Genomic DNA, 7012 nt, shown 5'->3' on the forward strand with positions numbered 1-7012 from the left:
AAGACGATGGGGGAACTCAGATGTCGGAGTCGGTGGTCGAGGGGCGTTCGGCGTTGTTGCGCGTCGATCCGGAGCAAGTCGCCCTCATCTGTGCCTCGGGTGCGTTCACTCAGGGGAACGACGGGCTGACCCAGGTGACCCGGGAGGCCCTTCGCGAACTGACCGAGCGCGAGGGCGCCGGTCTCGACGACGGCGCCCAATGGAAGCACGTGGGGCGGGGTCTCGGCGACTCGTTCCTGGACGGGCCGGCCGGATTCGCGCTCGCGCGCGAGCTGACGCTGGCCCGGGAGTCGGGCGCGCCGCTGCGGCTGGGTATCGACGTGCGCGACCCTGCGCTGGCCGACTTGCCCTGGGAGGCGCTGGTGCTGCCGGCTCGCTGCGACCGCACCCGTGAGCACGATGCGCTCGCGCTCGAACCGGCTGTGCTGGTCTACCGGATCTCCGGCGGTGGTTCAGACGAGCAGTTCGACGCCACAGACTGGGAGCCGGACCCGCCATCCAGTCCGAGGGCGCTGCACATCGTCTTCGCGATCGCGGCCCCACGGGAGCACCGCTTGAAACCGATCGACTACCAGCGCGAACTGCGCGACATCCTCAAAGCGGTGCGCCCGGCCCTCGGCACCGGCGCAGTGACCATCCGCATTCTGAACTGGGGCACGCTCGAAGCCATCCATGCCGCGTTGAAGCAGCAGCCTGCTGACATCCTGCACATCTCGTGCCATGCCGGTCCCGGCGTGCTCGCGCTGGAGACGGTCTCCGGCTCGCCCGACATCGTGGACGCGCAGACCTTCGTCAGCCGGGCCTTCCCCGACGGCCAGGCGGTACCCATGGTGGTGCTGGCCGGCTGCTCCAGTGCGCGCACATCCGGACGTGACGCCGGGAGGCGGGGCGTGACGGACGCCAATCGACCCCTGCGCGGGCTCGCCCAATCCCTGATCGACAATGGTGTGCAGGCCGTGGTGGCGATGACCACGGACGTGTACGACACCTACTCGATCGATTTCGCTGCGGAGCTATACGAGCAGATCGCAGCGGACCCGCTGGTCGATCCGCTGACCGCCGTCTCGCAAGCGCGCCGTACCGGTTCCGATGTGCACGGCCAGTGGTACGCCCCGGCGCTCTTCCTCGACCATGCAGCCGAACTGTCCCACCGACTGCTGCCCCGCCGCGGATCAGCGCCGGAGTCCGAAACGTGGTCGGCGCCGGAGCACGTCGGCGGGTTCGCCGGACGCCGCACGGAGCTTAGGGAGCTCATTCGCATTCTGGAGACGCCGAGGCCGTGGACGGTGGTGCACGGCATGGGCGGCATCGGCAAGAGCGCCCTGGTCGAGCAGAGCCTGGCCGAGCAGGAGGGCCGGCTTCCGGTTACGGTCAGAGATCAGTGCTCCCCGGACCAGATCCTGGCCGCCGTCGCGCAGGCCGCCGATGCCCCGTCCGACCTGGACGCGCGCCTCACCGACGAGACGGTGGCCTGGCGGCCGCGACTGGATCTCCTGCGCGAGAGTCTGCTCCCGCAGCGGCCAATGGTGCTGGCCGTCGACGGTGTCGATGGCGTCCTGGACCCGGCGACCGGCGAGTATCAATGTGCGGATGCAGAGCTGACCGCGTTCCTCGAGGCATGGATGAGTCTCGGACCTGATGCCGCACTGATCGCGACCAGCAGGTATCCGATTGAGTTCGCCCACGACGCGACCACCGCCCCGCACTACCGCGCTCTCGGTCCGTTGACCGCGACCGAGACCGAGCGCTTGCTGCTGCACCGCCTTGAGAACACGGACAGGGTCACCCGCGACGCGGTGTTCGCAGAAGCCTGGTGGCTCGGCGGTCATCCCGGCATGGTGCTCCGCGGTGTCGAGGCGGTGCTAGCCAAGCCCGACAGGCCGGTCGCCGAACTGCTCGAATCAGCGCTCGAAGCCGAATTCGAGCGCGCCGGAATCGTCGCTCAAGTGCAGGACGCGGTAGCCGACGAGCCCTTGTGCAAGCTCCTTGTCGGAGCCGGTGCATACCGGAGCCCGGTCTTGTTCGAGGGCTTGGAAATCCAGTACGCCTGGCCGGCCGAACCCGAACCGGATGCCGAGCGCACCCGGCGGCTGGAGCACGCATACGATGCGCTGAGGACGGCCGCCGAACAGGAGTTGGCGGCGGTGCCCGGCTGGGACGGCATCTCGCCCTACGAACTTCCGGACCAGGTGCACGCAGATGTCGCCGAGGCGCTGCGGCCGGCCCGTGATCCGTCCTTCCCCGGCGCTATCCTGCGGGCGCTCCAGTCCGGTCTGCTCTACGGCCCGTTCGCCGCAGAGGACGAGGCCGCGTTCTATCACGTGCATCCCGTGGTGGCGGCGCTGGTGCGCAGACGTGTACAGTCCGACGACATCTCCTCGGCCCATAAGGGCGCTGCCACATATTGGAGGTGGCGTGCCGACACAAATCAGGAAGCTTCAGTAATCACCAGCTGTCTGGATGAGGCGATCTGGCACCTGGCCGAGGTCGGGGACATCTCGACGCTGAAGCAGGTGATCCCGGAAGCGTTGGCGATGGCCGCGCTCAACGGCGGAAGTCCGGCGCCGAGCACACTGAGCCGATGCGAATTCTTACTGAACCGGATCGATCCGGATACGAAGGAAACGGTCAACCTGCGCCACCTCAGCACGGCCCTGCATCTCATGGCCGGAGACTCCGAGCATGCCATGGCCGACGGGCAGACGGCGTACGAGAGCGCACAACGCCTCGGCGATGCGCGACTGTTGGCGGAGAGCGCCCTGCTCCGAGTGCGAGCCATGTTGCCCTTACACCTCCTCGCACGTGACTCGCCGGAACTCATCGATGCTGTCGCGGCCGTGGGCGTCGTAGGTGACCAGATACTGTCCGCGGAATTGCTTCTCATCCAAGGCGAGTTGACCGACGACCCGGCCGCATCTCCGTCAAAGGGCGAGAATGCCCGCGCGGCCCTTCACCTGATCGCCGGCTTGAGCTCCGACCGTGACTTACAGATCGCCTGGTGGGGCAGGCTCACGCTCCTGGCCCGCGCGCTCGGTCAGCTGGACGAGGAGCAGTCGGCGACTCTTCGTGTACAGACCGAGTTGCAATACAGCGAGAACATCACCTGGATCGAAGTGATCGGGCACTCGAACCTGTGCGATGAGGCGATCGCCCGATCAGATATCGAGGAAGCGGACGCGCAGGCCCAAGCCGCGCTCACAGCGGCGGACAACTCCATCTTCATCGACTACGTGGCTTACACCAGGATGCTCGTCGGGACGGTTGCCGCCCTCCGAGGAGACCGGGCCGAAGCCGAAGAGGCCCTACACACGGCCCTGAGTTATGCGGAATTCACCGGCAATGCCTTCGTGAAGGCACGAATACACTCCACGCTGGGCGACGCGGCTTTGCAAGACGGATTGGCAGCCATCGCCGCGGAACACTACAGGCTCGGCGCGGAGGCGGCCCAGAAGAGCAAGCACACTCTCCTGGAAGGCATCTGCCGCATTCAACGTGCATTCGCCGGCTTGGTCAGCGAGGACCTGCAGATGGCGCGCAGCTATGTGGAATGGGAGCAGACACAGACCACTGCTGTACCGCTCCCCCATGCCGCCCAGATGATCAAGTACCTCCTGGACGGCGGCCTGGCACAGCGGGACGGCGATTTCGCCACGGCGAAGAGCCGAATGGTCGACGCGCTCGATGAAGCCAGGGCAGACGGCAGCCCGGCCCTCATCGCATTGAGCACCACCCGGCTCCTCGCACTGTGCGTCGAGACCGAGGACTACGACGACGAGACGGAAGACCTGGTCGACGAGATGATGACCGCGGCGCGGGCGAGCGGCAACAAGCTCATCCTCGCACAATCCCTGCTGCTCATCGGGGCCGGCATCATAGACGGTGATCCGAGGAGCGAAGAAGATCTCGCCGAGGCCGAGGAGGTCTCGCGGGAGGCTTTCGACCTCGCGCAGGAAATCGACGCGCCCGTCCAACTCTCTCTGGCCACAGAGTTGCTGCACACGGTCGCGACCCGGCGCCCGGATATGTCAGCCACCTCAGTTCTCGCTCGCGAACTGGTCGGCACCAGCCGACGGGTCGGGGATGACGACGGGCTGATGCAGGGCCTGACCTCCCGCTTCTTCGTGGCTCTCGGGCAGGAGCGATTCGACGAAGCCGAGGCCCATCTGACCTGGTGGCGGGAGAGCACCAAGGGGACGTCTCAGGAACCGTCCGGCAAGGTGCTGGAGGGGATGCTCGCCTTCGCCCGCGGTGACGACGCACAGGCGGAGCAACTGCTCCGAGCCGCCTTCGAAGCCGGACGAGACGACGACGCGGATGAAGCCCACCGCCGGGCGGCCGGCTTCGCGGCGTATTGCCTGGGCGGGATCGCTGAGGACGCAGAACACTGGGATGCGGCCGAGTATTGGTATGTCGAGTCGCTGTTGCGCGACACGCAGGATCTCTACTCCCGGTACATGACAATGGTAGAAATTGCGGGAATCTCGCGCCGCCGGGCCCAGGCGTCCCCTGAGCGACCGTGGTGGACCGCGCTGGAGGAAGTGGCCCGCCGGACCGCCGACGCAAACCTCGCAGCCGCCGCGTACCAGGCCATGGCCAGCCAGTCGAGGGACGGTGATCAAGCGAACGTCGAAACCTGGCTCGAGTACGCCCTGAACCTGTGGCCCGACGAAAACCGCGAGAACACGCGCGTCGGCCCCAGACGCACACGGCATGACCTGGCTCTGCGCGTCGGCAGGCGGGGAGAGCTTGACAAGATGATGAGCCTGCTTGTCGTGAATCTGAGCAAGGCGCCAAGGAGCGGGGCCGAGGAGGCTGACGCCATCATGGACGCCTTTGCCCTACAGGCCCTCCGCGACTACCACGGCGACACGGAGTTCACCGCGAAACTCAGCACCCTAGCCGACCCCGCCACGTGCGCCAGGATCCTTGAATACATCGTCCAGCAGACCGGGACCACTTCTGATCCCTGATGTATCGAGGGTTCGCCATCTTGACGGTGCTGGTCACGAGGGCTGGCGTGGCGGGGTGTGGTCGTACTCGTACACGTCGCGGGCGCTTGTCAGCGCTCTTGATCGTTCGTAAACGGCTGACCTCGAGGTTGGTGAGTACGAGCAGGGCGCGTAGGAGGGTGGTGGCCCGTGCGGGATCAGTGCGCAGTTTGGCCAGGATGCACCAGTTCTTCAGGTGTGCGAAACCGTGCTCAACGAGCGCTCGAGCGGCTGAGAGCACCGTGTTCGCGTTCTTCTGGCCCCGGGTGTGCTTCCTGGTGGCCTTGTAGCCGGTGATGACCACTGGGTTTTCCGGGTCGTTGTCGAGGCCGAGGAAGCCGAGGTCCGCGAGCGCGCCGAGTCCGGCTTCGCGCAGGTGGGCGAGGATGCGCTCGTGCCGGGCGGCGGTGATGTCGTGGGTGGACCCGCGCCGGGCGGCCGAGATCCAGATCAGTCGGCCCCTCTCGTCGGTCAGCGCGAGAAAGTGCAGTCCGTGGCGGCGGTGCTTGCCGGAATAGTTCGGCCGGTTGTCCGCCCCGGTGCGCCGCCGGGTCGGGACGAGGGTCCCGTCGATCAGCACGACCTGCCCGCCGCGCGCTGCGAGCTTGTTCAGCGCCCGGTCCAGGCGCGGGGCCTTCGCGGCCAACAGCCCCAGGACCTCATCGCGCCAGCGCCGGACCGTGGATTCCGCGATCTGGTTGCCGCCGGCGAGGTCGGCCGCGCGCTGGTCGTGGCGTAGCAGCGCGAGCACGATCACCGCGATGCGCCCGGGCGGGAGCGTACGCCACCGCGACCCGATCTCCTTCAGGCGCTTACGCAGCAGGTTCGCGACGTACGCGACGGTGTGAACCGTACCGGGTTCCGTCCACGAATCCTCGGTTGGCGCAGGTCAACACGATCGACCTGACCTGCAGGCAAACCGAAACCCGTGGACAGAGTCCGGTACGGTTCATCCAGAGCTACAGAACGGCTGACCGGACAGATCGAACGAGGTTTTCCAGAGCCAGCGGAGCCGACGGCATCAGATGACATCACCTGACACTGCGTGTGCCGCTACGGACGAAAACCTCGAACCCGCTGATTAAGAGTCAGCTGGTTCGAGGTTCGGGTGCCGCGTGGTGGTGTCGGATGTCCGGCGGTGCCGTCGCGTCCGGAGATTCCCGTCCTGATCGTATCGCCCTGTGGGCCGTCGAGTGACTGTGCGTCCGGGCGCCGCTCCCACACAGTCCGGTGTCCTGGCTTGGGCTCGACTCGACTGTGATGCATCTGACTTTTCCGGTGGAAACGTTACAAACCGGGGTTCCCGATCTGTATTAGGGGTGGATCGAATCACGCGGAGGGTCCGCGCGGGTCCGGTTCTCGTGGCCTTCCTCGTCGGCCCGGGCGGCGAGGAAGGCCGGAGACGGGTGTGCGTCTGGACGGCCCGGGCCGGGACGGCGGTCGGGCGCTGGCGTCACGGCTGGCGGTTGGCAGCGAGCGCTACCCCCTTTCGGGGTGTCGTGCCGTCGAGGCCGCGGCTGTCCGCGCTCGCCGGTTTCGCTGTGAGAAGCCGCACATGCGGTTTTGCGCTCGGAAGTGGGACAAACCGGGGTCGCCGATCTGTATATAGGGCGAACCTCGCTCCAGAAGCCGTCTGGGGCGAGCGACGTCACGTTCGAGAAGTGCCTGACCAGAGAGGTGGTTGGTGTGATGAGCGGTTTCGAGAAGGTCCAGGTCGGAGCGTCGGGGTCGACGGTCAGTGTGGAGGAGGCGGCGCACATGTTGGGGATCGGCCGGACGCTGGCGTACCGGTTGGCGGCGGCGGGTGAGCTGCCGGTTCCGGTGGTCCGGATCGGGCGGAAGCTGCGGATCCCGGCCGCGCCGCTGCGCGCGCTGCTCGGGCTCGAGCCGGGCGAGGCGTAGACCATGGCCCCCGTCCGCCGTGCCGGTCGGGCCGGTCGCGGCGGACGGGGTGGTCGGGGCTGGCATGACCGGCCGGGGCGGGGTCGGTTCGAGCATCTTGACGAAACGGGTTGATGCGGGGG

Annotated in this window: 3 protein-coding genes; 2 read left to right on the forward strand and 1 reads right to left on the reverse strand. The window is 67.2% G+C overall.

Annotation, left to right across the window (positions count from 1 at the left end; all coding sequences use genetic code 11):
* Positions 1–20 precede the first annotated feature (20 nt).
* Positions 21–4970, forward strand: a complete 4950-nt coding sequence (locus KDK95_RS25605; RefSeq protein ID WP_212520843.1) for a CHAT domain-containing protein — start codon at positions 21–23, stop codon at positions 4968–4970.
* On the opposite strand, the gene KDK95_RS25610 is transcribed toward KDK95_RS25605, so the two are convergent.
* Positions 4888–5745 carry a transposase family protein gene (locus KDK95_RS25610; RefSeq protein WP_212520844.1) on the reverse strand — a complete coding sequence of 286 codons (858 nt, stop codon included), beginning with the start codon at positions 5743–5745 and terminating at the stop codon, positions 4888–4890. The two genes, KDK95_RS25605 and KDK95_RS25610, sit on opposite strands and share 83 nt — an antisense overlap.
* Before the next feature lie 932 nt (positions 5746–6677).
* Here KDK95_RS25610 and KDK95_RS25615 point away from each other — a divergent pair.
* A complete protein-coding gene (locus KDK95_RS25615; protein ID WP_212520845.1) occupies positions 6678–6890 on the forward strand; it encodes a helix-turn-helix domain-containing protein in 213 nt (70 codons plus the stop codon).
* Positions 6891–7012: the final 122 nt, after the last annotated feature.

Source organism: Actinospica acidithermotolerans (assembly GCF_018139625.1).
Taxonomy (GTDB): domain Bacteria; phylum Actinomycetota; class Actinomycetes; order Streptomycetales; family Catenulisporaceae; genus Actinospica; species Actinospica acidithermotolerans.